Below are 24,602 nucleotides of genomic sequence, written 5' to 3'. Positions count from 1 at the left end.
AGTGACAATGCTCAATCTGTACCGCTGGGCGTCCATTGATATGTGCATTGCATAGCGCCAATCCGGCGATGCATGCCATTCAGGGAGAGGCTCTCCCAGGTTGTGTGCCCTAGCCTGATAGATGTCAGAGGTAGCCACGTCCTGCCAGGCGCCGGCTACCCAGCGCTGCAGGGACACTTGAAAGGGAACGTGAGCGCTACGCATGTCGGGCGCCCTACCATGCTCCCGCCCATGCCGCTGCACTTCAAGTTCCAGCACATAGGGTCGACCGGGATGGAAGTTGCGGGCATTCGTCTCGAACTCGAACCGCACCGCCTGGTCAGGCCGGGTGATGTCGATCGGCTGGATCAGGTCCAGTGGCTCGGGGGCGTCCGGCAGGCGACTACTGCAGGCGCCAAGGGCAGAAGCCATCGTGGTGATTAGAGCCGCACGAAGCCAATGGTGCATCCATCGCATGATTCAGGCCTCTCGCCTCCCTGCCACAGGAACCAACCGTAGCCGCCAATACCCGGCACTGCAATCAGAATAGTCGCAGAACGGAATCGATCATGCTTGGATCACACCATGCGCGGCCCGGCCTGTTCCTGCACCTGGCGCTGCTGCAGCTCGTCCTGCGAGCGCGTCTGCGCGGCTTGCGACAGCTCCTGGGCTCGCTCGAACGACGTTTCCGCGGGCGTCTGCGCGGCTACCGCGGTTGCCATGCTCGCGCGCAGATGCGCGGGGTCACTCGGTTCGCCTTGGACGATGAAGATGTTCTGCGCGGCATCGGCTTGCGCCGTGCGGCTGCTCAACAGCACATGATCGACGTGGGTCAGGCCATTGGCCTTGGCCAGGGCGTACAAGCTGGCGCTGATGTTCTCGCTCGTGGCGTCGAACGTGCGGCCGTTCTGTGCGTCCAGCGCGGCTACGCCTTGATTGATCTGCGCCAGCATAGGATCGTTGCGATGGCTGACATCCGCGCCTGCAGCTGCCAGCGCGCGCTCGGGTGACAGCGTTGGCGCGTCGTTCTCAGAAAAGATCTTCTCGCGCCAGTTCTGCGTGGGCATTTCGTTGAAATGCTCCTTGTTCAGATCGCTGTCCGGGAACGGCGGCTTGATCATCTGGATGGGTTTGACGTTGTAAATCGGCTTGATGTCACCTTCGAAATCAATAACGCCAAGAACCTTGGAATCATGGATTCCCGCGTGCTTCAGAGAGGCCCAGACGAAGTCGGTGCAGCTGTTTGTGAACGTCTCGTAGTTCTTGGAGAATCCGTACTTCTCCGGATCTTTGGCGAACTCACGGATCCGATCAAACTGATCTTTGCTGATTTCGATGGTGCGGGAATAATAGGGATCTTGGTACTGTCTCGTGTCAGTCTCAACGATGGTCCCTGGGACCGCGACGTCGTGCCACTGGCGCTGATACCCGACAGGCGCCCCTCCCGGCTGGAAGCCATGGCTTATCCGATCATCCCCCGCTGCGGTCTCCATGTACACGTGACCTGAAAGCGACCGCTGCGTGCTGCCGGTCAGCGGCGTTCCTGGTGCAGCAACATAGAGGGTCAGCGTATGCCGTACGTCCTTGTCCATTACTTTGACCTCGCCATGTAGCCAATGAGCAGTTCAACGTTCAAGTTCTTCAGGTCGGATCGGTCTTCAAGCAACTCGATAGATAGTCTGTATCTGCCAGGCTTTGCATTTGACAGGAAGGCCAGGCTAAGTGGCCTGTAGCGCGACGTCGGGGAGATAAGCCCGGCTGATTCCAGCGGCCACGTTGCGGGGCTCATCGCGACTGCCTGTGGCACAAAGCCCTCCGAGTCCAACGGCACATCTCGACGAATGACGCTGTCATAGCGCGTCAGCGGCAGCAATTCCTCTACGTCTTCATGCTTACCGAACAGGCGCACTTTCGCCAACAGTTTTTTACCGTTGAGCAAACTCTCCGCGCTTGAAACGGCTTCCGCGTCTCCAATAACACGCACGCCGATCCAGACTTCGGCAGTCAGATCTGCTCCAGCCGGCGGCAGCTCAAACTCCAGATCCACAATCTGCCCCGCCTTGTCCAACGCAATCGCGCGGGTCAGCGGAACCACCTTACGCGCAGCGGCCTCCTCTGCGGTCAGAACCTTCGGCGGGGGCGGTGGTGGCTGGGCAGCGCAGCCAAGCAGCATGAGCAGGGCTATGGCCAGTGCGACGGTGCGCAGGGGCGGCACAGGGGCGATGTGCATCACGGCGTCCATGGGTCAGGTCGGCATTCCATCGGGGTCGTGCCAGCGTGTGGCCAGGCCGATGGCCGAATCTTCGCATAGGCTTGTGAACACGCCTGTAGGGCAAATCTGAAAGGTGACCTGGGCCACGGTTTACCGGTGGGCCGGAAAGGAAAAAGACAGGGTCTGCACCTTGCCTTTCCTGCGGAAAGCCGCCAGGCATGGCCTGGCGCTACCCCATCTCCGCTCGCCAGGCATGGCCTGGCGCTACTGTGTTACAGCTGGATGCGGGCGACGCTTTCTTCGCTGCCCTTGGCATCCTTTTCGCCATTCTTGATGCTGACGTACAGCACGTTGTTCTTCGCATCCAGGGCCAGGCTGTTCGGGTGCGTGGGCACGTCGTACGTGGCGACCTTCTGGTAGCTGTTGCTGTCGAAGGCGGTGACCGTGCCGCCATCGCGGTTGGTCACGTACAGGCGCTTGCGCGGTGCATCCAGCAGGATGCCCAGCGGGCCGGCATCGGTGGGGATGCTGGCCAGTTCCTTGCCGGTGCTGCGGTCAAGCACCAGCACGCGCTGGCCCGGGTGCTTGCTGGTGAAGCCCTCGCTGCTCTTGGTCATGTAGTTGCGGATCATCTCCGAACCCTGGTCGGTCACGAACAGGCGCTTACCGTCCGGGTCCACCGCGATGTTCATCGGCTGCTCGGCGGCGATCTTGTGCTCGGCCACCACCTTCTTCGAATCGGTGCCCACCACCACCAGATCGGCCAGCAGGTTGCTGGTGTACACGCGCTTGTTGGCTGCATCCAGTGCCAGGCCCGGGGCCTTGGCCTTGCCCAGGCCCGGAATGGTGTCGATCAGCTTCAGCGTGGTGGTGTCCACCACGAACAGCACGCTGCCTTCGCCGGAATGACCGGTGACGTACAGGCGGTTGGCCGCGCTGTCGACCACCAGCTCACGCAGGTCGTGGGTATAGACGGCCTTGCCGTCCTTGCCCACCTTCTTTTCCATCAGCTGCACGGTGCCGATGGCCTTGTTCTGCGCGGTGTCGACCACGGTCACCGAGGTATCCACGGTGTTGCCCACGTACAGGCGGTTGTGGGCATCGTCCAGCACCACACCGAAGGCCTTGCGCTCCAGCGGAATGCGGGTCTGCACGGCCAGCGTGGTCGGGTCCAGGCGCAGCACCTGCGACGGGCCGGCGTTGTCGCCGAAGCCACCGGACGAGGCGACGAACACGGCCTTCTGCCTGGGGCTGTAGGCCAGCTCGTACAGGCCCTGGGCAACGGCCTGGCGCTGCACGGCGGTGGTGGTGCGGGCGGCGGCGGCGTTATCGGCGAAGGCCGACGGCGCGCCCACGCTGAGCGAGATGGCCACGGCCAGTGCGGCCGAGCGGAAAAGCGACAAACGGTTCATGCGAGCATCCTTGAAAGGGCACGGGAGGGTGTCCTGGCTCGCTGGGCCGTACTGCGACGGCCCGCCCCGCATCTGTCTGCGCAGGGTGGGCTGGCTGGGTTAGCAGGCCAATGGTAGCAGGTGGGGCTGGTGCGTGGGCCGCGCGCGGCGGGGCGGCGGCCTCAGGCCATGCGCGGGCCTTGCGACTGCTGCAGCTGCTGGTCCTCCTGCAGGCGCTGCGCGTCGCGCTGCGGCTGGGCCTGGGCAAGCTGTTCGACGCGCTCGAACGAAGCCGCCAGCGGGGTCTGCGCCGCCACATCCGCCGGCAGGCTGGCGCGCAGGTGCGCTGGATCGGCGCGATCGCCCTGCACGATGAACAGGTTGGGCGCTGCATCGCCGCGGCGCTCGCCGAGCAGCACGTCGTCCACGCGGGCGAACTGCTGTTCCTTGGACAGCGCGAGCAGGCTGGCACTGACGTTGGCGCTGTCTGCGCCGAAGGCGTTCATCGCAACGACGCGCTCGTGAATCTGATTCAGGCGAGGGTTGTCGGCGTGGCTGGGATCTGCGGGCGTACCGGTCCACGCCAAGGCATCTGCACGGGCCGGATCATTGGCATCGGTGGACCACCGCTGTATCGCGTTGGTCTGCTCGGGCATCGGCTTCCATTCTTCCCGGTCCAGCTCACTGCCTTTCACCTGCGGCCGGATGCTCTGCACCGGCCCGATGTTGTCCAGCACCTTCAAGGTGCCTTCGTACGTCTTGAATTCCCCGAAGATGGTGTTGCCGTGGATACCGGCGTGGTTCAAGGCGCCCCAGGCGAAGTCCACGCAGGAGTTGGACGCGAGGTTGTAGTTCTTTACGTCGAAGCCATGCTTGGCGGGATCCTTCGCGAACTCGACGATCTTCTCGTACTGCTCCTGCGTAATCTCGATCGTGCGTTGATAGCGAGGGTTCTCATACGCACGAAGGTCGTAATCGACAACCTTCCCGAGATCACTGTTACCGGGAATCGGCGTTCGGGTATACCCGAAGCTCTGCTGCGGCTCGTCGGAGCCAACGCGATCAATCGACAGGAACATGTGCCCGACATCGGAGGCGCCAACCTGCTTCCGCTCATTGTTCTCCAACGCCACCAAGGGCGTACCGGGCGCGGCCAGGTGAATGGTCAGGGTGATTCGTTCAGCAGAGTCGTTTTGCACGTTCACTTCCCACGTTGTTGGTAGCCAACCATCACATCAACCTGGAGCCCTTCCAGATCAGGACGATCGTCAAGCAGATCAATCCGCAGGTGATATCGGCCTCGCTCTCCTAGCCCCGCGCTGGCCCACTGCAGTTCGCCATAGCTCAGCTGCTGGGAGTACAGCCCCGCTTCGGCCAAGGTGCTCATTGCAACATCCGCGCCCCATAGCCGCTCACCCACAATGTCCGTTGCCAGCTGCACCTCGCTGCGACCGTCATCGGAAACTCTCCACAACGGAATGGGCTTGGGCGAAGGGGTATCCAGCCGTTCCAGTACTACACGCGCCTTGACTCCGTCGCGCTGGATGGCGGCGGTCACTGCGTGCGCCTCTGCCGGCTCCTTACCCTCGCTTCTGAGTCCGATGATCAACGTTGGGGTGGCGGACCGATCGGGCTCCGCTGCATCGAACGTCACATCCACGATCCGCCCTGCTTTATCCAACCGCACGCCGCGGGTGAACGGCACCACGGTGCGGGCGTCGGCCTCGGCGCGGGTGAGCAGCTTCGGCGCTTCCGGTGACGAACCACCGCCGCAGCCCACCAGCAAGGCAAGCACCGCAGACGCAACAACTGCACGCACCGCCCGCATCACTGCTCCTTCAACCGCAGCGAATCAGCCACGTCGGTCTGCGCCGCCACTTCGGTGGCAATGCTGGCGCGGCGGTGCCCAGGGTCGTTGCGGTCGCCCTGCACGATGAAGATGCTGCCGGCGGCGGGGCTGTCCTGGGTGGGGCGACTTAGCAGCACGTGGTCCACGCGCGACAGGTTGTTCTGCTTGGCCAGCACCAGCAGGCTGGCGCTGATGCGCTGGCTGGTGTCATCGAAGGTGCGCCCGTGCGCGGCATCCAGTTCGGCCACCTTCTGGATCAGCTGTGCGAACAGCCGATGGTCGGGGTGCGAGGGGTCAAGCAGCGTGCCGGCCACTTCAATGGGCGTGGGCGGCGGCTGATCGTCGGGGCGTACACCCTGGCGGTGCAGCTCGGCCTCGCGCTCGGGCATCGGGTGGTGATGCTCGGCGTTCAGATCGCTGTCCGGGAACGGTGCGGCAATGCACTGGATTTCCGGCAGGTTGAACAGCACGGCGAATTCGCCCAGGTCGCTGCCACCATCCAGTGGCGCCGGCAGCGGGTGCAGGCGCGCGTAGTTCAGCGCGGCCCAGACGAAATCGCTGCAACGGTTGATGGTGGCCGGGCGGTCCACGTCGAATTCGAACTCGGCCGGTTCCTCGGCAAAATCGCGCAGGCACCCGTAATGCTCCTCGGTGATTTCCAGCGTACGGCTGTAGTAAGGGTCCACGTGCTCGTCGGCATCGTCGTGGCGCACCTGTGCGTACTGCACGCCGCTGGCGGTTTCGCCCGGCGGCAGGCGCGGTGGCGCGAAGCCGTAGCTGTGGGCCTCGTCACCCGCCGCCACCTGCAGGAACATCTGCCCGCGCGGCGAGCTGCCGCCGCTCTTCAGCGGGGTGCCCGGCGCGGCCAGGAATACGGTGACGGTATAGCGTGTTGCCTGCTCCATGCCTGCTTTGCCTTGTTGGGTACTGCGGTCCTGGCCGGATGATCGCACAGGTGGGTGGAGCGGCAGGTGGAGGTGGGGGTGGTGACGCGATTGGCTTGCTGAATGTGTGAACCAGCGAACACTGAGGCACGAGAAACACGTCCAGACCATCGTGCGCCAAGCGCCAGCAACTACCAGCGGCCTTGCCCTGGGCAGTGGAAAAGGATGCCGCCACCGAGCAGCTGCGTCCCTCATCCTTCCAAAACCGCTTGGAGCGTGACAGGCGTCGTGGCGCACGCTGCAGACGCTGCCATATAGTGCTGCGTACACCGCAAGGAACGGCCGCATGAACCTGCCACCGCCGGGCCGCTGGTTGGCCCTGGCCATCGCCTTGGCAAGCAGCACAGCCTGCAGCAAGGCTCCCTCCAAGGAACCGGAGCACCGGGAGACCCCCATGACCAGTACCGCACAGTCCCACACCGTGGACGGCTACACCTACACCACCGCCCCCGTGGAAGCCGCGCTGGGCCCGCACCGCTACGCCTTCCCCGCCAACCTGTACGACGACCAGATAGGTCCGGCGGTGGGCGGCGGCGTCGGCCTCACCCTGCTGTGGCCCGACCTGCAGGCGGCACCGCCGGGCACGCGCGCCTCGCGCAGCATGTCCGACCACCACCGCGCCGTCAGCCTGTCGCTGGACTACATCGACGCAGTGCCCATCACCGAGCTGCTGCCACGCAAAACCAGCACCGAAGCGACCACCGAGGACGGCTCGATCAACCGTGACGACCCGCGCCGTCGGCTTGACCTGCGCACCGCCGGCACGCCGCATTTCGGGCTCACCCCGTACGCCATCGACGAAACCCGCATGGCGCAGTTTTCCCAGGCCTATGCCGCGCAGCGCGGCGCGCCGCCAGTGCGCTCGCCCGAAACCGACCAGGAGTGGTACATCGCCCGCGACGCACAGGGCGCGCTGGCAACCTTCATCACCTGCAACCCGCCGCAGGATGGGAACGAGGGCCTGACCGTGCAGGGCACCACGCTGGTGGATGACCCCGATGTGCCGGTGGCCACCTGCCTGCATACCTTCATCGACCCGCAGGATGGGTTGTCGGTGCGCGCGATCTATCCGCGCGTGCTGCTCAAGGACTGGAAGGCCGTCGAAGACGCCACGCGCGCCCTGCTGGCCCGCTACAAGCTGCGGTAACCGACCACGGTTCAGGAGGAACGGCAGCCATCCGTGGGGCGGCGAGGGCAGCGCATGCGCCCTGCACGGCCGACCCGATCAGTCCGGCAGCAGTTCGATCCGCCACTGTTCAAGCAACGTCTGGCTATCCTCGCCGGCATCTCAAGAATCTCCCGAACCCGCCGCTAATGCCGTTCAAGCGCCCGTTCGAGAACCCGATGAGCACCGAATACAGCACGCCGCCGTCCCAGGCCGCCACCGTCAACCCGATGCGTCTGCCCAACACCCTGCACCTCACCCTGGGCGCATTCGCCATGGTGATGGGCCTGGTGCTGCTGCTGGGCGTCAGTAACGCCGAACAGGTGCGCGCCATGGGCCTGGGCTCGGTCGGCCGCGCCATGACCGGCCTGACCCTGCTGCTGTTGGGCGGCGTGCATATGGGCGTGGCCATGCGGTACTTCCGCTTCACCGTGCTGCCGGGCGAAGCCGGGCAGATTGCGGTGCCATCGGGCACCGGCTCGGTCAGCAACCACCTGGTGGGCCTCATCAACGACGGCATCACCGTGCGCCAGCGCCCGGACGATCCGCTGCTGTCCATGCTGTATGGCCTGGTGCCGCACCTGATCAACGCGCCATCGGCCATCCGCTGTCATGCCGAAACCCAGCTGCGCCGCGCCGTGTATCTGGCCGGTGTGCTGGTCAGCTTCGCGCTGGCGTGGGTGTTCGCCCAGCCTGCAGCCTTTGCCTGGATGGCCGGCCTGTACTTCGCGCTGGCCGTGCTGCTGCTGAAGCCCTTCGCCACCCTGGCGGCCATCCGCCGCGGCGCCATGGAAGCGGCCCCCGACACCGTGCCCGCACCGCGCTGGGGCGCGATGGTAGCGCTGCTGCTGGTATCCATTGCCGGCCCGCTGGCCATCACCCTGTCGCCGGTGCAGGTACCGACGCCGCCCTTCGCCGTGGCCACCGTCGTGCTGCCCACCATCGCGGTGCTGGGCAGTGCGCTGATCGCCAGCGCGCTGTTCACCGTTTCGCTGATCGCCCAGACCGGCGGCTACAGCGCCTCGGCCGCGCGCCATCTGGTGCGTGAGGATCTGCAGATGCCCGATCTGACCAGCGGCCTGCTGGAGCGCCTGAAGACCCGCATGCCCTACCCCAGCCAGTACTACGCGCAGGACCACGAGGTCAGCAACGATGCCTTCGACGGTCACCTGCTGCTGGAAACCGAACCGCGCGTGCGCGCCGACCAGAGCGCACCGCGCTTGGCCGAAGCGTTCACTGCCGCCTGGAATTCAGACACGCAGCGACCGCTGCTGGCGCTGGGCCTGTTCGGCCTGGTGCTGGGCCTGGTTGGCGTAGTGTTCGCCTTCCTGTACGCGCGCAGCAGCGGCGCGGCCATGATGGGCCTGATCGCACTGGGCTTCATTTCCTCGGCGCAGTTCGCCCTGGCATCGGCGCACAAGCTGTGGAACCGCGTGGACTTCCAGTCCACCGTGTACCGGGTCAGCTACCGCGGCACCTACCACCGCGCCAAGCGCGTGGCCGGCAATGCCTACGCCGGCAACGGCACGCTGGCCGAGGGCGCCGTGCGCTTCGGACCGCTGCGGGTGGCGGTGTGCGTGGCCGAAGTGACCTCGGTGGCCTTCGCACGTGGCGGCAAGCGCCACATCACCGCGCTGGACCTGCTGCCGGACGAATCGCGCGCCCTGTTCGGCGTCTTTGAGGACTACAGCCGCGACGCACAGGATCGGGCCGGCCAGTTCTACCAGCAGGAACACCAGGTGCGTGAGGTGATGAGCCAGGGCGCACGCCCGCCGGAGCTGCCGCAACGCCAGCAGACGGTGGAACAGGTGTAATGCACGGCCCACGAGGTTCGCTTCGGGGGCTTTTCTTTGAGTGAAAACGTGTCGCCAGGCGTTACGCTGGCTGGCACTGGAAACGGAGATTCCCGATGTCTCGATTCACTGTGATGCTGGCGCTGGCACTGGCGGCGCTCGCCTGTGGCGCGCCTTTTGCTGCGGCCGGCGCGGAAACGCCCGCTGTTACCACCGAGGTGTTTGTAGAACCCGGTGACAACGCCGGCTTCGTGCTGGAACACGCCCCTGCCACGCTGCATGCGCCGCTGCCGCGCCTGCCCGACGGTGTCCAGGCACCGCCGTTGCCGATAGTCGTGGCGGCCGATGTGGATGCCACCGGCGTGGTGACCAATGTGATGGTGGAGCTCTCCAGCCGTCTGCGTGACGTGGATCGTGCGGCGTTCAGCGCGGTCAACAACTGGCGGTTCGAGCCGGTGGTGATTGATGGGGTTGCAGTGCCAGTGCGGTTGCGGGTGAAGGTGCAGTTTCTGGCGGAGGACTGACAGGCAACTGCCAGGCGGGCGCTGAGCGCACGCGCCTCGCAAGCGGTCTAGCCCGCGCTGGCCGCACGCACCTGTATGTCCTGCTGCACGCGCTCGTCCTCCAGCTGCTGCTGTGCAAGATTGGCCGCTGCACGCTGCGCCGCCTCGTGGCTGACCGCATCGAACGCCTGCAGCGATTCCTCCACCGGTGTCTGCACCGCCTGCTCGGTGGGCATGTCGGCCCGCCGGTGGGCGGGGTCGGCCGGATCACCCTGCACCACGAACAGCCGGTGGCCAGCGGGATGCTCCGCGGTGGCGTTGCTGACCAGCACGTGGTCCACCCGCTCCAGGTCGTTGTCCTTGGCCAGCACCAGCAGGCTGGCGGCCACCCGCTCGCTGGTTGCATCGAAACTGCGGCCGTAACGGGCGTCCAGATCCTGCACGCGCTCACAGATCTGCTGGTAAAGCGGGTAGTCGGCATGGCCCGGGCGCGTGGGGTTCGTTGTGTCCTCAGGCGCGCCCTGCAGCGGCTCAACAGTGCCGGGCTGGGGCGCAGATGCGGGTGCCGCAGCTTCGGGCACTGTCTCCTCAAGCACCACCTCGGGCGCTGGCGCAGGCTTGACTGCGGTCTGCTCGCCCTCAGGCGCCACGGCGCGATCGACGGCGGGCTGTTCCGCAGTTCCCTCTGGCACAACCTGTGTCGCCTCCGGTTCGTTCTGCAGCGGCGCTGCAGGTTCCATCTCCACGTCCGGCGCAGGGGGCGGGGGCGGCGGGTCTGCGACCACAGTGCTCGCGTGGGCCATGGGCTCGCGTTCAGTGGGCTCGTCCCGCACACGCTGCGCAGTGACAGGCGCTGCCTCGGCCTGCGTTGGCAGTGACTCAGGCGTAGTGTCGTGGCTCGGCTGCAGCGACGGCTCGGCAGCCACCGGCGTGGAATGCGCGGTAGCGGGACGTTCGGCCTCTACCTGCGGCGCCGGGTGCTGCGCCGCTTCGGTGCGCCGCTCGGGCTCTGCAGTCTCCTCAACCTGCCGGGATGGCTGGGAGGTACGTGGATCATCCGTCGGCAGCAGAGCATTGGGATCGCGCTCCCGTGTTGGGCCAGCCGGCAGCACCGGTGGCGCAGCTGCAGCCGTCGGCTCAACAGGCGTGGGCGGGCGCTGCCGTTCCGCTGCGCGCTGTGCTTCGGCGACGGCGTCGCGCGCGTCGGCAGGTGCGGGATCGTCCGGCCGCGCATGCTGTGCAGCAGCCGACGCCACCTGCCCTGCATCCACCGTGGCCGCACCCTGCCGATTCGCCTCCTGCAGCGCCTGCTGGTACGCCTCTTGTTCGCGCGGCGACAGTGCGGCAATACGCAGCTCGGGCGACTCGGGTATCGGCGCCTGCTCACCAGCGCGCTCGCGCACTTCACGCCACGCCGCCTGCAGCTCTTCGGTGCTTGTCGTGGCAGCCGGCCGGGCCACGCCGTCTTCGCCCACCTGGTAATGGGTAATGGCGCGCGATTCACCCGCAACGCCGTCCACCGGGGGCGCCAATTGCTGCAGCGTGGGCCCGTTGATGCCGTGCTGGCTGCGTGTACGCTCCATTGCCAGCTCGATGGCGTCCATCCACTGCGGCGAAGGCGTGATGCCGGCCGAAGCGTATCTATGCCGCACCTCGTTGCGGTTCATCTCCGCATTCGTGGGTGCCGGCCTGGCCTCCAGTTCGGCAAGGCTGCGCTCGAGCGCATCCAGCGATGGCTGCTGGATGGTTCGGGTCAGCTCCAGCTCCAACGCCATGTTGCCCTGGGCCACTACACCCTGGTGCGACCATTGCCCAGCCGCATCGCGGTGATACAGGGTGTTGTCGGACCCAAGAATGGCATCGGGCTTGGCGCGCGCCGCGTCCACGGCGTCCGGCACCAAGGGCACGAAATCACTGGCGCGGCTTGCCGCGCGCGCTTCTAGGTAGCTGGCTGCGATTGCCGCCTTGCCATGCGCGATGTTGTCTTCAATGCGCTGCACGGCCTGCCGGTTCAACTCGGCCGCACGTTCCGGGGTGGCTATCTGGGTTTCGTACACGCCGCGATCGTTGGCCCCCACCACGTCTGTCTTGACCTGTCGGATCCATTGCTCGGTCTGCGGATCGCGCTGCCAGTTCTGGTTGTCCAGACCGTTCACATCCTGCGGGCCAGCGGGAAGGTTGAACGGGTTCTGCGGCTCGGGCGCCTTGCCCAGTGCCAACTCGACAGCGCTCGCGCTGGCCTTGGCCCCCAGCTCACGCGCCTTTTCATAGCTGGCACCCACGCTGAACTCGACAGCGTTGGGCGAACGTTCGGCGGCATCCTCCAGCTTCGCCTGGCGCTGCCAGTTCAGCCTGTCGAACTTCCAAAGCACACCCGCCGCGTCTTCCTGCTGATACACCGCACGGTTGTCGAGCAGATCGGCACCCTTGTCGAAGGCCTTGCTCATGAACAGCGCGTCGGCCGCCACCACCGCCGCCGGCACGAAGCTGGATGTGCCGATGAGCGATGCCGTGGCCATGCCGCCCAACCAGCCCCCGCCACTGCGTGCGAGTGTGTGGTTGAACTCGGACTGGGCGGCTGTGCCATTGCCCTGCTGCAGGTGCTCGGAAATGCGTTGGGTGGTCAGGATGGCGTCCACGCCGGAGGCGAGGAGACCGCCGGAGCGGACGAGCTGACTGGCGGAGGCTTCGCCTATGAGGACGTCGAGGGTTACGAAGCCGCGTTGCGAGACGGGTTTGTATGCATGGGTCGCTGTATGGGTAAGATCATAGAGGTCTGCCCGAGCTCTACCGATGCCGGGAAGGTCGTCCACCAAGGTCTGCTGAACGCGAGCACGCGTCGCTTCGGAAAGCGCCAAACGGCCAGACTGCTCCGCATCCGATACCGCAAGCCGCATTTCCATTCGCCCAGCGACTTCACGCGCCAACGCATCACGCTCGCCAGGACCTGCCACAAGATTCTGAGGTTTGGCAAGAACCTCATCGAGCAAGCGCCCAACCCGCGAGTCCGACCGGACCATTGCCGCCCACTCTGACTCAACGGGACGCATGCGATTGAGCTCATTCAACTGAACAGCGTGATCAATCCTATACTGCGCTCTGGCACCAATCGTGCGAAGGTTGACCTCGTCGGTTTCACGCGATGTCATGAAGTTCGGCGTGGTAGCGAATAGGTCACCATTGATCAACGCCACCTTCAACGTGTCACGCAGCTCTTCGACCCGAGAGGCGACGCGCTTCAGTGCAGCTAGATCGTCGTTCAGGGCGGCGATACCGTCTCCAGATCTACCGATCGCGTTGATGGCATTGGTCACACCTGACGTATACGAGCTGCGCGTACGGCCCCGGTGCGGCGATGCTTCAAGATCTTCAGCGAGCCCACCGTTTACCGCAAGGTACAGGCGGTTGGCCGACGAGTCTGGATCAATCAAACCCCGCTCAACCAGCTTATCGAGCAGTTCGTTGTTTACGAACAGGCTCTTCTCAAGAACATGGTGGCTTTGCAGGATCACTCCATTGGACTGCATTCTCGCGATCTCCTTCGCAATGACTCTCGTGCGGAATTGCTCGCTGGGCGATCAAAGGCTGGCGGCATCCATCAGCCACACTCCACGCGTGAGGGGAGTGTTTCCAAATCCAGACTCAATCATCGCGTCACGCATGACGCGATCGCAGTACACATCTGCAGTGAACGGAGTCCTGAACACATGGGATCCAGCTACGACGTCCTTGCGAAAGGCGAGATTGGCGCCACCGGCTATGTCATAGAACTTGCCATTTGGATATCCATCCACGAGCACTTCCACGTTGGATGCTGCCTGATCAATTGCATCCAAGGTGCGAACGACTTCACACAGAAAGTATGAATTGTCCGCAGAGAAATCCGCAGATACAAACGCGCACTTCTTGAACTCGAACCCCTCCGGATCAACTCTTTCAAGTACATTCTTGAAAGCCTCGGAGACTAGCCAATAGCCTTTGAATCCTCCCTCGAGATCACGGGGCATTTCCCCAATCGAACTGTCATAGCGAAGGCACGGGACATCCCTCAGGCCCGAGAGCCCCCCGCTTCCGGGCGGCAGACTGAGGTGGCGTGCCAGCGGGATGTCCTGTTTGTTCTCCAACACTAATCCTCGTCCGCGGCCACCACCCCTGGTATCCGGCGTTACGAGGTAGAACTCGCCACTCCTCGGCGCGTTGACTTCTTTCACTCTGATCTCCCGATTCGAAGCATTCTCTGCCGTACACACGCCTTGGTGCCCCGGCCTCATCCGCCGCCGATTTCTCCGCCTTCTCGCATACAATTCCGTGCCAAGGCAAATCGCGTGCGCCGGCAATCAACGGCAGCTATGTTTGGACGGCTTCATCCACGATGGCCGGCAACGGCCCCTTTTTACTCGGGGCTGGGCCTTCGGGCAATCGGAATGCAATGAAACCCCATATGGAACGGACCTGCGTCACACCCTGCGCCCGCCCTCACGGCGAGGAACCCATCGCCGGGCCAGGTCTCCAAGGCACCGGGCTGAGAACTCGAATACAGCCGTGCCCAGCGCAGGGAGGTACTCTGGCCTTGCGGGTGGGGACCATAGCCCCCGGCAAAGGCCAGGACCCTCAAGGAGTTCAACATGCAAGGAAGACAGCTGATCTTGGCAGCTACGCTCGCGCTGTTCAGCGGAACATTGAGCTGCACGTGGTGAAGCTGCAGGAAGCGAAGAAGGGTTTTGTGCTTCTACCGCGTCGCTCCGTGGTCGAAAGCAGCTTCGGTTGGGTCAACCGCTTCAGGCGTCTGGCCCGGGACTACGAGCGCCTACCTGAGACATTGGCTGGGCTCCACTTGGTCGTCTTCAGTATCCTGCTGCTGGGAAATGCCGCCAGCCTTCTTCAAAGTCCATAACACTCGCTTGGTCCCCATCCCTTGGCTGATAGATTCTGTTAGCGGATTCGTGCTTCTCAATGAATCCCTCCTGCGCCAATAGTTGCAGGAGAGGATGACTGTCAAACTCAGCCTGCTCAAAAACATGGTGGCTTTGCAGAATTGTCATTGAGATCGCTCCTTCCTTGGCAGCAGAAACCAATCTATCGACAGAGATCAGTAGTCAGCTGCATCCTCCAACCAGACCCCGCGCGGATGCTCGCACCCACCAAACCCGCTCTCCACAAGGGCATCCCTCATGACTCTGTCGCAGACGATTCGTCGAGAATGAAGATCCATGAAGAGATGCGATCCACGGGTAACATCCTTATGGAACGCAAGACGCGCCCCGCCTGCAAGGCTGTAGTACTTGCCGCCAGGGTACCCGGTGCGCACGTTGACCACTGACGCAGCTTCATCAATGGCGTCGAGCGTCCTCACCACCTCGCAGAGAAAGCGCGCCTCTCCCTCCTGATCACTATCCTGGACGTACTCGCAGCGAGCGAAGGAAACCGCGTCCGGATCTACAGATTCAAGCACCCGCTTCAACGAATCAGATACCAGCCAATAGCCTTTGAACCCGCCTTGCAGGTCAAGAGGCAGTTCGCCCTTGCTGACGTCGAAGCGCAATTGCGGCATGACCGCCAGCGCTTTGAGCCCACCACTACCCGCAGGCAAGCTCAGAGCCTCAGCGAGTGGAACATCATCGGCATTGCTCAGCGTGATCCCGTGACCGCGCGCGCCTCCTCGGGTGTCTGGGTCGATCAGATAGAACTCGCCCTTCTTGGACGCATGCTGATTGGCCATTCTCTGTCTCTCACGTCTGTCACCGCAGTTACACTGCGTATCCTCTCTGAAATAGGCTGCCGCCAGAGCTCGGCGAGCCCCTAGCTCGCCCATTGGACCTCGCTCCCTCAAGTCTTGTCACAACGACTTCCGTGCGCTTGCGAACCGACCAATGAGAGACCGATGGCGTCCATCAGCCAAGCGCCACGCTTGAATGGACTGACGCCAAATACAGATTCGATCATGGAACTTCTTTCAAACTGGGAAGTCCGTCTGGCGCTAGTAGTCCGCAGCGTCTTCAATCCAGATACCGCGCGGATTCGCTGCCGTCCCAAATCCGTGCTCAACCAAGCAGTCGCGCAACACCCTATCGCAGTACACCCGGCTACCTGAGTGGATGTCCATGAACACATGTGCCGCACCTACCTCAGCCACTTTGAATGACAACTTTGCTCCACCGGAGAGGCTGTAGTACTTACCATTCGGGTAGCCTTCAAGGACCTTCACGCTGGATGCCTCTTCATCAACAGCGTCCAGAATCCGTCTGATTTCACATAGGTAATGTGGCTCATCTTCCGAGCCATCCTCAAGCTTGAAAGTGCACCTCGCGAAAGAAAAACCATCTGCGTCCGCTTGCTCCAAAACATCCTTGAGCGCCTGCGATACCAGCCAGTAGCCTTTGAAACCGCCATGCAGATCCGAAGGCATGCCGCCGATCTGGCTATCGTAGCGAAGCCTGGGAACCGTCTTCAGCGAAGTCAGTCCACCGATTCCAGCCGGATCGCCCATGAATGCAGGCCAGGGGATCTCATCCTCATTGTCCCACTCAACCCCGTGCCCCCGACCAGGCGCGCCGATTTCGGGGCTGAGCACATAGAACATGCCTTTAGGCGGGTCAACCTTACTCATGTCTACCTCTTTCATCCTCGAGCTACTTTGCTGGGACAAACGCGAGCCAAATCTTGCCTGCAGGCGTCGCATGCTGGCAGGGCCGTTCTGTAGAAGACATTGGCAACCCCAGGGCAACTACTACATTTCAGCTAGCTGGCTTTCGCTCCGGTACTCCCTGGGGCAACTGCCGTTCGTTCGCTGCTCAACGAACCCTCCAATCTCAGGCGGCCACCACGTCGTGGAACCAGACCCCGTTTGAGGAGATCTTGGTAACTATTCCAGCGTCTTCTACCGCCCCCTTGAAGACGCGATCACAGAACACACCTTCGTAGTACGGGAGTCGGAATACGTGTGCATCGCCAATGACCTCCCGTTTGAACGCCAAGCGCACATCGCCGGTAAGTCCATAGTACCTACCCTCTTCGTAGTCATCGCTGACAATGATCTTCAACTGAGATGACTCTTCGTCCAGCGCGTCCAACGTTCTTACGACGTCACATAGAAAGTACGAATTTCCGCTTGCTCCGTCGGCGAAGCGGTAGTCGGTTTCGTTGAACGCAAATGCCGCGGGATCCACCGTCTCCATGACATGTCGAAGCCGTGCTGATACAAGCCAATACCCACTCATGCCTGGCTCAAGATCCTCGGGTGGCCACCCCTCCTTCTCGTAGTACACGAGACGGGGAACTTCGCGGAGAGCTGGGAAGCCACCGCTATCCGGACGCAGCAGAAAGTGTGGAGGCGTCTTGAGCTCCGATTCATTCACGAAGATCACGCCGTGCCCCTTGCCGCGACGCCTTGCATCTGGCCGCAACTCGAAGTACTCGCCCTTCTTCGGAATATTCGATGTCATGAGGGGCTGTCCTAGCGAATGATCGAGAGCTCGCAGTCATCGACTGCAGAGGACAAGGCTGCCAGATTTCCAGGCGAGCGCCTAAGCAGAAGCGTGCGCAGGCCTGGGAGGTTCTCAAACACCACACCCTTTCGCCTTCCCGGTCGGGCAGCATCCGGCATCAGGAGGACGAACTCACACCGCTCAGTCTGACTCATGCGCGAAGGCTCCATTCCATGCAGATCATCATTCATTCCCTTTCCACGATGATCAGATGCGTGCTGCATCGATGAAGGAGATCCCACTCAGCCTTGTGGCCGTGGGAATCCCCGCCGCCCAGATTGCGTCGACGAAGCAGCGGTCGGCGATGACAAACGTACTGAAGGGCGTAAGGAAGACGTGTGCGCCGTTCAGGGAACTCCTGTTGAAAGCCAGGCTCGCCCCACCGGTGATCGAGTAGAACTTTCCATTCACGAAGTCGTCGTCCACCTCTATGTCCAGCCGGGATCTGTCCTCATCGAGTGCGTCCAGCTCACGCACGACATCGCATAGGAAGTAACGCGCCCCCCGCACGCCGTTCTGCATGCGGATCTCACACTCCACAAATGCAAACGCTTCCGGGTCGACCGCACACATGGCATTGCGTAGACGCTCGGAGACAAGCCAATAACCATCGAAGCCACCCTCCAGATCGCGCGGCGTGGGCCCTAGAGACGCATCAAAGATGATGCGCGGCGTTTCGCGCAAACCGGGAAAGCCACCATCCTCCGGACGCAGGATGAGTCGGGGCGGCGTAAGCAGCGTCTGCACATTGTCGAAGACGGCACCGCGAAAAGGACGATTCGTCTCCAGATCAGGCGCGAAGAGGAAGTACTCTCCCGTCTCGGCCAGGCCATCGTCTGTGGGCTCCATCGCGTGCCTCCTTGGCATCCCTGTAGCGCTGCAACTCGCTTCTATACGGCTAGCACCAGATCCCCATTGATCAGCGCTACCTTCACAATGTCCTGCAAGTCCCGCACAGCGCCCACCGTCCGTGCAACCGCGGCCGCTTCCCCTGGATTGCACCTTGCATTGCCCCCTGCGCATCCACCGACGCCTCGATGCGGGCCAACTGCTGCAACATTCCCTCGGTGTAGGATTCGAGCGGCTCGGCTGCGTAGCGCGCGCACCCCACTCGGTGACCAGTGCCTGCTCGACAGGCAGGTAGGGCCGGTTCTGCGAGGTGTTCATATCGAAGGCTCCGGCCACGTTCAGACGCCGAAGCAATAGGCTGCCCGCAACGATCATCGGCCCAAAGGTCAGGTGCAGATCGAACAGCCCTTCCTGTTCATCACTATTGGACATGCTTCTCCCTTCCAATGGGCACCGGGCAAGATGGCCAGCAACGGCCTCTTTTTACTCGCGGCTGGGCGTTCGGGCAATCAGAATGCAATGAAACTCGATACACAACGGACTTGCGTCACACCCTGCGCCCGCCCTCACGGCGGGAAATCCATCACCGGGCCGAATATCTAAGGCACCGGCCTGAGAACTCGAACACAACCCTGTCCAGCGCCGGAAGGTACTCTGGCCTTGCGGATGGGGCCATAGCCCCCGGCAAAGGCCAGGAATTTCAAGGAGTTCAACATGCAAGGAAAACAACTGATATGGGCCGCTGCCCTCGCGCTGTTCTGCGGAACAACCCATGCCCAGACCTCCGCCGCCGCTGCCGCTGCCGCTGCAGATTTGGACGCGGAAATGGAAATCGTTACCCGCAACTACATCACTGAAAACCCCAGCGTTTCGATCGATGACGCCATCACACGGCTCGCCATCCAGGGCGAACTCAATCCCACGTTCGAAGCGCTCAGGGACGAGTTCGCGGACCGCCTGTCCTCCCTTTCATTCCGGCATGCACCCGATCAGCACATCTTCGTGGAACTGACCGGAACCGAGCCGGTGCCCAACCGGGTAGTGAAGACCGAAAGCGGAAGCACGCGCGTGGTGTTCGAGACCGGGAACGTGCACACGGAAGCGGAGTTCAGTCGGATACTGGAACGGAACAACCCGCTGATCTTCAGCTTGATTCCAGGGTTGACAGGCATCTCGGGCTTTCCCGGCGAAAACCGCGTGCTGATCATGATCGAGGGTGATGCGGAGATGGCCAGAAGCCTGGATCCGCAGGTGAGGCAGCTGGCACGCGCCATGGGGCTCCAGGTCGACATTGAGCCCAACCACGGCAGGTCACGCAATCTCACCACTGCGCCTGGAAGCTGAGAGCCGAGCCGCCCGGCCACTCCGGTCACCGTTACCCGGCGTCAGCCCTTAAAACACGCTGCTGACGGAGCGGCGGCCGCAAAGCCCCCCGCCGCCCCTGACATCCCCATCACCCGCTTTCACACCGCTGGAATCGCGGCCTGCGCACGATCAGTCACACCCCCAAGCAGACCCCAGCGATGGCCCCCAAAGCCTCGCTACCTGATCCTGATGCAGCAACTCGCCCCCGATTTCTGGAACCTGCGCGGCACCTTCAAGGTCGCCGGGCTGCTCGACGTAGGTACGCAGCTTTCCGTACTCCGCCGCAGCAATGGCCGCTTCGTGGTGCTGGACAGCTACACCCCCAGTGACGCCCAGCGCCAGGCCCTGCTCGGCCTTACCGCCGGCGGTGCCTTGGTGGACGCGATCATCAACGTGCATCCGTTCCATACCCTGCACTGCGAGCCGCTGCACCGGCTGCTGCCCGCTGCCCGCCTGATCGGCACCCGCCGCCATCTGCAGCGGGCGCCGCACCTGCCGTGGGATCCACACGTGATCGAGGACGTGGCCACCCAGGCCGACTTTGCCGACGACCTGGATTTCTCCACTCCCGCCGGCCTGGATCTGATGCCGGCCAGTGACAGCGTGCACGCCGGTTCGGTGCTGGTCCGCCATCGCCGCAGCGGCATCGTGCATGTCGATGACACGCTGAACGTGCTGGCAGCGCCCGGCATGCTGGGCAGGTGGCTGCCGCAGTCGCGCCTGAAGTTCCACCCCACGCTGCCGCGTGCCCTGCAGGCCCGCGCCGGTGCCGCTGATGCGTTTGATCGCTGGGCCCGCGCATTGGCCGAGCGCTGGGCCGGCACCCCGTTCGTCTGCGCCGCCCATTCGGCGGTGCGCGAGCTGCCCGCCCATGGGTGGCGCGACGAGATGCTGAAGGCCCTGCACAGCCTGCAGGGCGCGCTGCACCGACATCGCCGTCGCTACGGCTGACGCCGCTACTACCCTCGCCCCCCCTTTCCCAAGACAAGGTGGACCTGACCATGACCAAGCAACAGCTCACGACCATCAACCCGCTTACCGAACAGGTGCTGGATACCTACGCCTACATGTCCGATGTGCAGGCAGCGGACACCGTCAAAACCTGCCACGAGGCTTTCCTGCAGTGGCGCCTGCGCAGTCTGGAAGAGCGCGCCGCGGTGGTGGCCGCCATTGCCCGCAAGCTGGAAGAGAAGAAAGAAGCCTTCGCCCAGTTGATGACCAACGAAGTGGGCAAGCTGATCGGTGACAGCCGCAGCGAGGTGGATCTGTGCGTGGCCATCTGCAAGTACACCGCCGAGCGGGGCCCGACGGTGCTGGCCGATGAGGAGCGCCCCTCGGCCAATGGCATAGGCATCGTGACCCACGCGCCCATCGGCGTGGTGTACGGCATCCAGCCGTGGAACTTCCCCGCCTATCAGGCGGTGCGTTACTCCATCGCCAGCCTGATGGCTGGCAACGGCGTGCTGCTGAAGCATGCCGAAAGCTGCACCGGCAGCGGCCTGTTCCTGCGCGATCTGTACGAGGAAGCCGGCCTGCCCAAGGGGCTGTTTGGCGTGCTGCTGATCAGCCATGACCAGTCCGATGCCATCATCGACCACGACCTGGTGCGCGCGGTAACCCTTACCGGTAGTGAAAAGGCCGGGCGCACGGTCGCCGAAAAGGCCGGCAAGGCACTGAAGAAGACCATGCTCGAACTGGGCTCCAACGATGCCTATCTGGTGCTGGACGATGCCGACCTGGAACTGGCGGTGAAGACCTGCGTGAAGGGGCGCCTGTTCAACAACGGCCAGACCTGCGTCAATGCCAAGCGCTTCGTCGTGACCGAAAAGAACTACGACGCGTTTGTTGAGGCGTACGCAAAGCAGTTCGAGCAGATCCGCATGGGCGACCCGAACGACGGCAAGACCCAGCTCGGCCCGATGGTATCCAAGGCCCAGCGTGACACCCTGCACGAGCAGGTCAGCAAGAGCGTTGCCCAGGGCGCGCGGCTGGTGGTGGGTGGCGAAGTGCCGGCCAAAACCGGTTGGTTCTACCCGGCCACGGTGCTGGCCGATGTCGTGCCGGGCCAGGTGGCGTACGAGGACGAGCTGTTTGGCCCCGCTGCGGCCATCATCAAGGCCAAGGACGATGATGACGCCATGCGCATTGCCAACGACAGCCGCTACGGGCTGGGCGGCGGCATCTTCAGCCGCGATGTGAAGCGCGCGCGCGAGCTGGCCAGTACGTACTTCGATACCGGCATGGTCTGCATCAATGGCTTCAACGTGGCCGGCCCCACCCTGCCCTTCGGCGGGGTGAAGGCATCGGGCTACGGGCGTGAGCATGGGCCCGAGGGGCTGAAGGAGTTCGTCAACATCAAGTCGATTACGCTGCCGGCGGGGGCGTGATGATCCGCTGCCGGGCGAGCCAGCGCTGACCTTTGGTAGTCATTGCGTTCTGGGGCGCCACGGTGCGCTTTGGCACGGTAGGTCGCGTTGTCTACTGCACTCGTGCTGTGCCCTGTCCGCAACCGCAGTCCTAGCCGGGTGATCGAATCACGAGGTCCGCGGGCAGGTGCCGTTGGCGCGGGTGACGCTATTGGCTTGCCAACGGCGGGTGCCACGAAGTATCAACGTGCCTTCAGGACGCATTCTTCTGGAGCGGCGAGAGCGGTGAACGTGCAGTCGGGGCCGACTGGCCAATGGAACTGTCGATGACTGGTGAGCTGGATTGGCGCCTCAGCGTACTCGCGCGCCGTTTCCCACTTCATCCCTTGCATGCGGCGGGGGCGAACTACATCATCTTCACAGCGCCAAGCAATGACGGGTGGGGGAACCGAGCCAGACCTTCCTCGGCCGTATCGGCCCGCTACGCGGCAGTGAACCAATGGAAGCCTGACCACGCGCTGGGCGAGGGTCGCCCCCTACCCCGCCATGCCCGGACCTCAAACTTCGCCAGTTGCTCTATCGAACATCCAGGGATCAATCATGCCTCTCCGCTTCGCAGCGCGATCCGGTTCCTCCTACGATTCGATCAGCGGAATCACCATTCCCGCACCACGAATTCTGCCAGGAGAACTGGCGGATGGGACGGCCGCAACGGAGTACCAGTACTCGTTTTATCTTGATGGAAAGCGGATTGGCGGCCTTGGTTTCCATGGAACGGACGAGCTCATAGAGAACAACGGTCGTCCAACGCGAGCCACTACTTTTGACCTTGGCCACAATTGGTTGATCACGTCACTTCTAGAGCTCAAGAAGATGATAGGAAACGTCGACAGCGACTTCTCGTTCCTGCGAGACCTTGCTCAGGGGCTTGCAATGGCGTGTTCCGACCGACCCAACAGCGTAGAGCACCTCCAATATGTCGCAATCACCACCGCAAGTGCACTGGCAACTGCAGGCGTGCTGATCCCGGATCAGAATCTGGTCGGCTCCCACAGCCATGTCGTTCTTGCCGAGGCGTATGTACCAGCCAGTTCGCCCTGAGGGATGACTTCATGAGAGATGACGGTTTGGCCAAGTGCCACCAGACCAAACGAATGGCAGGCAGCACAAGGCCGGCTCTCTTACGCACAAGACATTACGTCATCATCAACGTGCCCCAACAAATTCATCATCGGAAGGCAGGAAAAGATCGTGCCTGTTGAGTTCAACCCCCAAGCAAGAACTGCTTTCGACCGGTTCAACGGCATAACCATATCGCTCCCAAGAATCGTCGCCTCAGACCTCCCAGACGGGAGCCAGGCCACGGAATATCAGTACACCTTCCGACAAGGAGAGCGGATCCTTGCAGCCATGTCTGTACTTGGAACAGAGGAACGAACTGGAGAGAGTGATTGTTGGGGCTGGAAGCGCACTCTGGACCTGAGCTCCACCCACACCATCGAGCTCATTGCCAGGCTCAAGGCAGAACTTGGAAGTACCTATGAGCCCGTGAATTTCCTGCGGGCTGTTGCGAAGGGTCTGCTGTCTGTTTTCGCCAATGAGACTGACAACGCACGCGAAGTCCGTTACGTGGCCGTCACGCGAGCAGGCGCCCTGAGACAAATCGGCATCGACGTCTCTGAAGGTGTCGCGTTGGCAGCCGATGACCCAATCATACTGGCCGAGTTCTTCATCCCAGCTCACGTGTTCTGACGTCAGACAACATGGGTCAGTTCGCATTCAAGGAAGCTGTACTTGCCACATTGCAACCAGCAGCTTGCGTGGCGGATGGTGGAGGACCTTAGGCTCTGGCCCATAGAGCAGCCAGAATGAGGGGCGTATAGTCCGCAACAGGACGCGATGGAATCCTTGAATCCCATAACCTGCAACCCGACTCCATTGAAGGATCAATCATGCCGCTGGAATTTCAGCGTCAGCCAGGCTCCGCAGTCGATCGCCACACCGGCGTCATCATCACCGCACCGCGCATCCTGCCAGCGAGTCCCCCCGAAGATCCGAGCCACACCGAGTATCAGTATCTCTTCCATCTCAATGGCCAGAGAGTTGACGGATTGGGGCTGTTTGGAAGCGACGAGATGGTTGAGACAGAGAGCGGTTGCGAACGCGTGTTTTCTCTGGATCTGGGTTGCGACTGGGTTCTAAGGTCCATCCTCGGCTTCAAGCAGACGTTGAAAAATCAGGACAGCAACTTCGTCTTCCTGTGCTCAGTTGCGCAGGGGCTGGTGCTGGCGAACATGGACCACAGCAATGCAAGCTATGGCGTGCGATACATTGCGATCACCACGGCCGAAGCACTTGCTCGCAACGACATTTCTACAGTCGGCATGGCGCCCTCTCACCATGAAGGCGTCATCATCCTGGCTGAAGCAGCCAATCCCGTTCGTGCGGATTGAGGCTGACCAGCATCTCTAGGTTCATTTTCGACGATCTCTCTCTCGCCACATTGGAAGGAGCGCAGAACACTTCTGACGGCAACCCAATTTCAATGCAGAGGAAGCGAGAGGTGATCTCCTATCTGAGATCGCCCCGATCGGGGTCTGATGGCGTTAGGAGCTTCGGTGGCTACGTCACCACTAGGATGTTGGCCGCCAGGCGCCATTGATGATGGCTCTGAGGTTTTTACGAGATCCCCCCTCCAAGTG

Annotated in this window: 22 protein-coding genes and 1 pseudogene; 10 read left to right on the top strand and 13 right to left on the bottom strand. The window is 62.8% G+C overall.

Annotation, left to right across the window (positions count from 1 at the left end; translation table 11 throughout):
• Positions 1-557: 557 nt before the first annotated feature.
• The 6 genes from C1933_RS02195 to C1933_RS02170 form a co-directional block, all read right to left on the bottom strand.
• Positions 558-1,571: an XVIPCD domain-containing protein gene (locus C1933_RS02195; protein WP_108752003.1), complete on the bottom strand. Its 1,014-nt coding sequence runs from the start codon at positions 1,569-1,571 to the stop codon at positions 558-560.
• Positions 1,571-2,209, bottom strand: coding sequence for a hypothetical protein (locus tag C1933_RS02190; RefSeq protein ID WP_159093933.1), 639 nt, complete (start codon positions 2,207-2,209; stop codon positions 1,571-1,573). Before C1933_RS02190 ends, C1933_RS02195 begins: the two co-directional genes overlap by 1 nt.
• Before the next feature lie 254 nt (positions 2,210-2,463).
• The gene (locus C1933_RS02185) at positions 2,464-3,603 is read right to left on the bottom strand and encodes a YncE family protein (RefSeq protein WP_108752001.1); all 1,140 of its coding nucleotides are present in this window, start codon (positions 3,601-3,603) and stop codon (positions 2,464-2,466) included.
• A 161-nt stretch (positions 3,604-3,764) separates the two neighbouring features.
• Complete coding sequence (locus C1933_RS02180) at positions 3,765-4,787, bottom strand: XVIPCD domain-containing protein (RefSeq protein ID WP_234414624.1); 1,023 nt, start codon at positions 4,785-4,787, stop codon at positions 3,765-3,767.
• Positions 4,784-5,410 (bottom strand): hypothetical protein, encoded by a 627-nt coding sequence (locus C1933_RS02175; protein ID WP_108752000.1) that lies wholly within the window; start codon positions 5,408-5,410, stop codon positions 4,784-4,786. Before C1933_RS02175 ends, C1933_RS02180 begins: the two co-directional genes overlap by 4 nt.
• The gene (locus tag C1933_RS02170) at positions 5,410-6,336 is read right to left on the bottom strand and encodes an XVIPCD domain-containing protein (RefSeq protein WP_108751999.1); all 927 of its coding nucleotides are present in this window, start codon (positions 6,334-6,336) and stop codon (positions 5,410-5,412) included. The genes C1933_RS02175 and C1933_RS02170 overlap by 1 nt, the downstream gene beginning before the upstream one ends.
• Positions 6,337-6,769: 433 nt before the next feature.
• On the opposite strand from C1933_RS02170, the gene C1933_RS02165 reads away from it, so the two are divergent.
• From C1933_RS02165 to C1933_RS02155, 3 genes are all read left to right on the top strand, one after another.
• Positions 6,770-7,522, top strand: coding sequence for a hypothetical protein (locus tag C1933_RS02165; protein ID WP_234414622.1), 753 nt, complete (start codon positions 6,770-6,772; stop codon positions 7,520-7,522).
• Positions 7,523-7,689: 167 nt separating this feature from the next.
• Positions 7,690-9,354, top strand: coding sequence for a hypothetical protein (locus C1933_RS02160; RefSeq protein WP_108751997.1), 1,665 nt, complete (start codon positions 7,690-7,692; stop codon positions 9,352-9,354).
• Positions 9,355-9,467: 113 nt separating this feature from the next.
• Positions 9,468-9,857 (top strand): energy transducer TonB, encoded by a 390-nt coding sequence (locus C1933_RS02155; RefSeq protein WP_159093932.1) that lies wholly within the window; start codon positions 9,468-9,470, stop codon positions 9,855-9,857.
• 47 nt (positions 9,858-9,904) lie between these two features.
• On the opposite strand, the gene C1933_RS02150 is transcribed toward C1933_RS02155, so the two are convergent.
• Positions 9,905-13,363, bottom strand: coding sequence for an XVIPCD domain-containing protein (locus C1933_RS02150; RefSeq protein WP_159093931.1), 3,459 nt, complete (start codon positions 13,361-13,363; stop codon positions 9,905-9,907).
• 51 nt (positions 13,364-13,414) lie between these two features.
• Positions 13,415-14,047, bottom strand: a complete 633-nt coding sequence (locus tag C1933_RS02140; RefSeq protein ID WP_234412722.1) for a DUF1629 domain-containing protein — start codon at positions 14,045-14,047, stop codon at positions 13,415-13,417.
• A 467-nt stretch (positions 14,048-14,514) separates the two neighbouring features.
• Here C1933_RS02140 and C1933_RS02135 point away from each other — a divergent pair.
• Positions 14,515-14,730: pseudogene (locus C1933_RS02135) on the top strand (transposase); the annotation flags it as partial.
• Here C1933_RS02135 and C1933_RS20205 read toward each other — a convergent pair.
• The 5 genes from C1933_RS20205 to C1933_RS02115 form a co-directional block, all read right to left on the bottom strand.
• Positions 14,681-14,878 carry a hypothetical protein gene (locus C1933_RS20205; protein ID WP_164270530.1) on the bottom strand — a complete coding sequence of 66 codons (198 nt, stop codon included), beginning with the start codon at positions 14,876-14,878 and terminating at the stop codon, positions 14,681-14,683. The pseudogene C1933_RS02135 and the gene C1933_RS20205 overlap by 50 nt on opposite strands.
• Before the next feature lie 47 nt (positions 14,879-14,925).
• Complete coding sequence (locus C1933_RS02130; protein ID WP_108754707.1) at positions 14,926-15,555, bottom strand: DUF1629 domain-containing protein; 630 nt, start codon at positions 15,553-15,555, stop codon at positions 14,926-14,928.
• A gap of 258 nt (positions 15,556-15,813) precedes the next feature.
• The gene (locus tag C1933_RS02125; protein ID WP_108754706.1) at positions 15,814-16,443 is read right to left on the bottom strand and encodes a DUF1629 domain-containing protein; all 630 of its coding nucleotides are present in this window, start codon (positions 16,441-16,443) and stop codon (positions 15,814-15,816) included.
• Positions 16,444-16,645: 202 nt separating this feature from the next.
• Positions 16,646-17,278 (bottom strand): DUF1629 domain-containing protein, encoded by a 633-nt coding sequence (locus C1933_RS02120; protein ID WP_108751992.1) that lies wholly within the window; start codon positions 17,276-17,278, stop codon positions 16,646-16,648.
• 249 nt (positions 17,279-17,527) lie between these two features.
• Positions 17,528-18,169 carry a DUF1629 domain-containing protein gene (locus C1933_RS02115; protein WP_108751991.1) on the bottom strand — a complete coding sequence of 214 codons (642 nt, stop codon included), beginning with the start codon at positions 18,167-18,169 and terminating at the stop codon, positions 17,528-17,530.
• 714 nt (positions 18,170-18,883) lie between these two features.
• On the opposite strand from C1933_RS02115, the gene C1933_RS02105 reads away from it, so the two are divergent.
• The 6 genes from C1933_RS02105 to C1933_RS02085 all read left to right on the top strand — a co-directional run bounded on the left by C1933_RS02105 (position 18,884) and on the right by C1933_RS02085 (position 24,353).
• Complete coding sequence (locus tag C1933_RS02105; RefSeq protein ID WP_108751989.1) at positions 18,884-19,513, top strand: hypothetical protein; 630 nt, start codon at positions 18,884-18,886, stop codon at positions 19,511-19,513.
• A gap of 210 nt (positions 19,514-19,723) precedes the next feature.
• Positions 19,724-20,485 (top strand): hypothetical protein, encoded by a 762-nt coding sequence (locus C1933_RS02100; RefSeq protein WP_108751988.1) that lies wholly within the window; start codon positions 19,724-19,726, stop codon positions 20,483-20,485.
• Positions 20,486-20,535: 50 nt separating this feature from the next.
• On the top strand, positions 20,536-21,921 hold the full coding sequence (locus C1933_RS02095) for an NAD-dependent succinate-semialdehyde dehydrogenase (RefSeq protein WP_108754705.1): 1,386 nt from the start codon (positions 20,536-20,538) through the stop codon (positions 21,919-21,921).
• A 579-nt stretch (positions 21,922-22,500) separates the two neighbouring features.
• The gene (locus C1933_RS20070) at positions 22,501-23,001 is read left to right on the top strand and encodes a hypothetical protein (protein ID WP_159093930.1); all 501 of its coding nucleotides are present in this window, start codon (positions 22,501-22,503) and stop codon (positions 22,999-23,001) included.
• A gap of 150 nt (positions 23,002-23,151) precedes the next feature.
• Positions 23,152-23,652: a hypothetical protein gene (locus C1933_RS02090; protein WP_108751987.1), complete on the top strand. Its 501-nt coding sequence runs from the start codon at positions 23,152-23,154 to the stop codon at positions 23,650-23,652.
• 200 nt (positions 23,653-23,852) lie between these two features.
• Positions 23,853-24,353 carry a hypothetical protein gene (locus C1933_RS02085; protein WP_108751986.1) on the top strand — a complete coding sequence of 167 codons (501 nt, stop codon included), beginning with the start codon at positions 23,853-23,855 and terminating at the stop codon, positions 24,351-24,353.
• Positions 24,354-24,602 lie beyond the last annotated feature (249 nt).

It is taken from the genome of Stenotrophomonas sp. ZAC14D2_NAIMI4_6 (assembly GCF_003086875.1).
Classification (GTDB): Bacteria; Pseudomonadota; Gammaproteobacteria; order Xanthomonadales; family Xanthomonadaceae; genus Stenotrophomonas.
This window is presented reverse-complemented; position numbering and strand designations above follow the sequence as displayed.

Coding starts and splice junctions, on each gene's coding strand:
- C1933_RS02195 (WP_108752003.1), bottom strand. CDS start 1,571: ATGGACAAGGACGTACGGCATACGCTGACCCTCTATGTTGCTGCACCA.
- C1933_RS02190 (WP_159093933.1), bottom strand. CDS start 2,209: ATGCACATCGCCCCTGTGCCGCCCCTGCGCACCGTCGCACTGGCCATA.
- C1933_RS02185 (WP_108752001.1), bottom strand. CDS start 3,603: ATGAACCGTTTGTCGCTTTTCCGCTCGGCCGCACTGGCCGTGGCCATC.
- C1933_RS02175 (WP_108752000.1), bottom strand. CDS start 5,410: ATGCGGGCGGTGCGTGCAGTTGTTGCGTCTGCGGTGCTTGCCTTGCTG.
- C1933_RS02170 (WP_108751999.1), bottom strand. CDS start 6,336: ATGGAGCAGGCAACACGCTATACCGTCACCGTATTCCTGGCCGCGCCG.
- C1933_RS02165 (WP_234414622.1), top strand. CDS start 6,770: ATGACCAGTACCGCACAGTCCCACACCGTGGACGGCTACACCTACACC.
- C1933_RS02160 (WP_108751997.1), top strand. CDS start 7,690: ATGCCGTTCAAGCGCCCGTTCGAGAACCCGATGAGCACCGAATACAGC.
- C1933_RS02155 (WP_159093932.1), top strand. CDS start 9,468: ATGCTGGCGCTGGCACTGGCGGCGCTCGCCTGTGGCGCGCCTTTTGCT.
- C1933_RS02150 (WP_159093931.1), bottom strand. CDS start 13,363: ATGCAGTCCAATGGAGTGATCCTGCAAAGCCACCATGTTCTTGAGAAG.
- C1933_RS20205 (WP_164270530.1), bottom strand. CDS start 14,878: ATGACAATTCTGCAAAGCCACCATGTTTTTGAGCAGGCTGAGTTTGAC.
- C1933_RS02130 (WP_108754707.1), bottom strand. CDS start 15,555: ATGGCCAATCAGCATGCGTCCAAGAAGGGCGAGTTCTATCTGATCGAC.
- C1933_RS02125 (WP_108754706.1), bottom strand. CDS start 16,443: ATGAGTAAGGTTGACCCGCCTAAAGGCATGTTCTATGTGCTCAGCCCC.
- C1933_RS02120 (WP_108751992.1), bottom strand. CDS start 17,278: ATGACATCGAATATTCCGAAGAAGGGCGAGTACTTCGAGTTGCGGCCA.
- C1933_RS02115 (WP_108751991.1), bottom strand. CDS start 18,169: ATGGAGCCCACAGACGATGGCCTGGCCGAGACGGGAGAGTACTTCCTC.
- C1933_RS02105 (WP_108751989.1), top strand. CDS start 18,884: ATGCAAGGAAAACAACTGATATGGGCCGCTGCCCTCGCGCTGTTCTGC.
- C1933_RS02100 (WP_108751988.1), top strand. CDS start 19,724: ATGCAGCAACTCGCCCCCGATTTCTGGAACCTGCGCGGCACCTTCAAG.
- C1933_RS02095 (WP_108754705.1), top strand. CDS start 20,536: ATGACCAAGCAACAGCTCACGACCATCAACCCGCTTACCGAACAGGTG.
- C1933_RS20070 (WP_159093930.1), top strand. CDS start 22,501: ATGCCTCTCCGCTTCGCAGCGCGATCCGGTTCCTCCTACGATTCGATC.
- C1933_RS02085 (WP_108751986.1), top strand. CDS start 23,853: ATGCCGCTGGAATTTCAGCGTCAGCCAGGCTCCGCAGTCGATCGCCAC.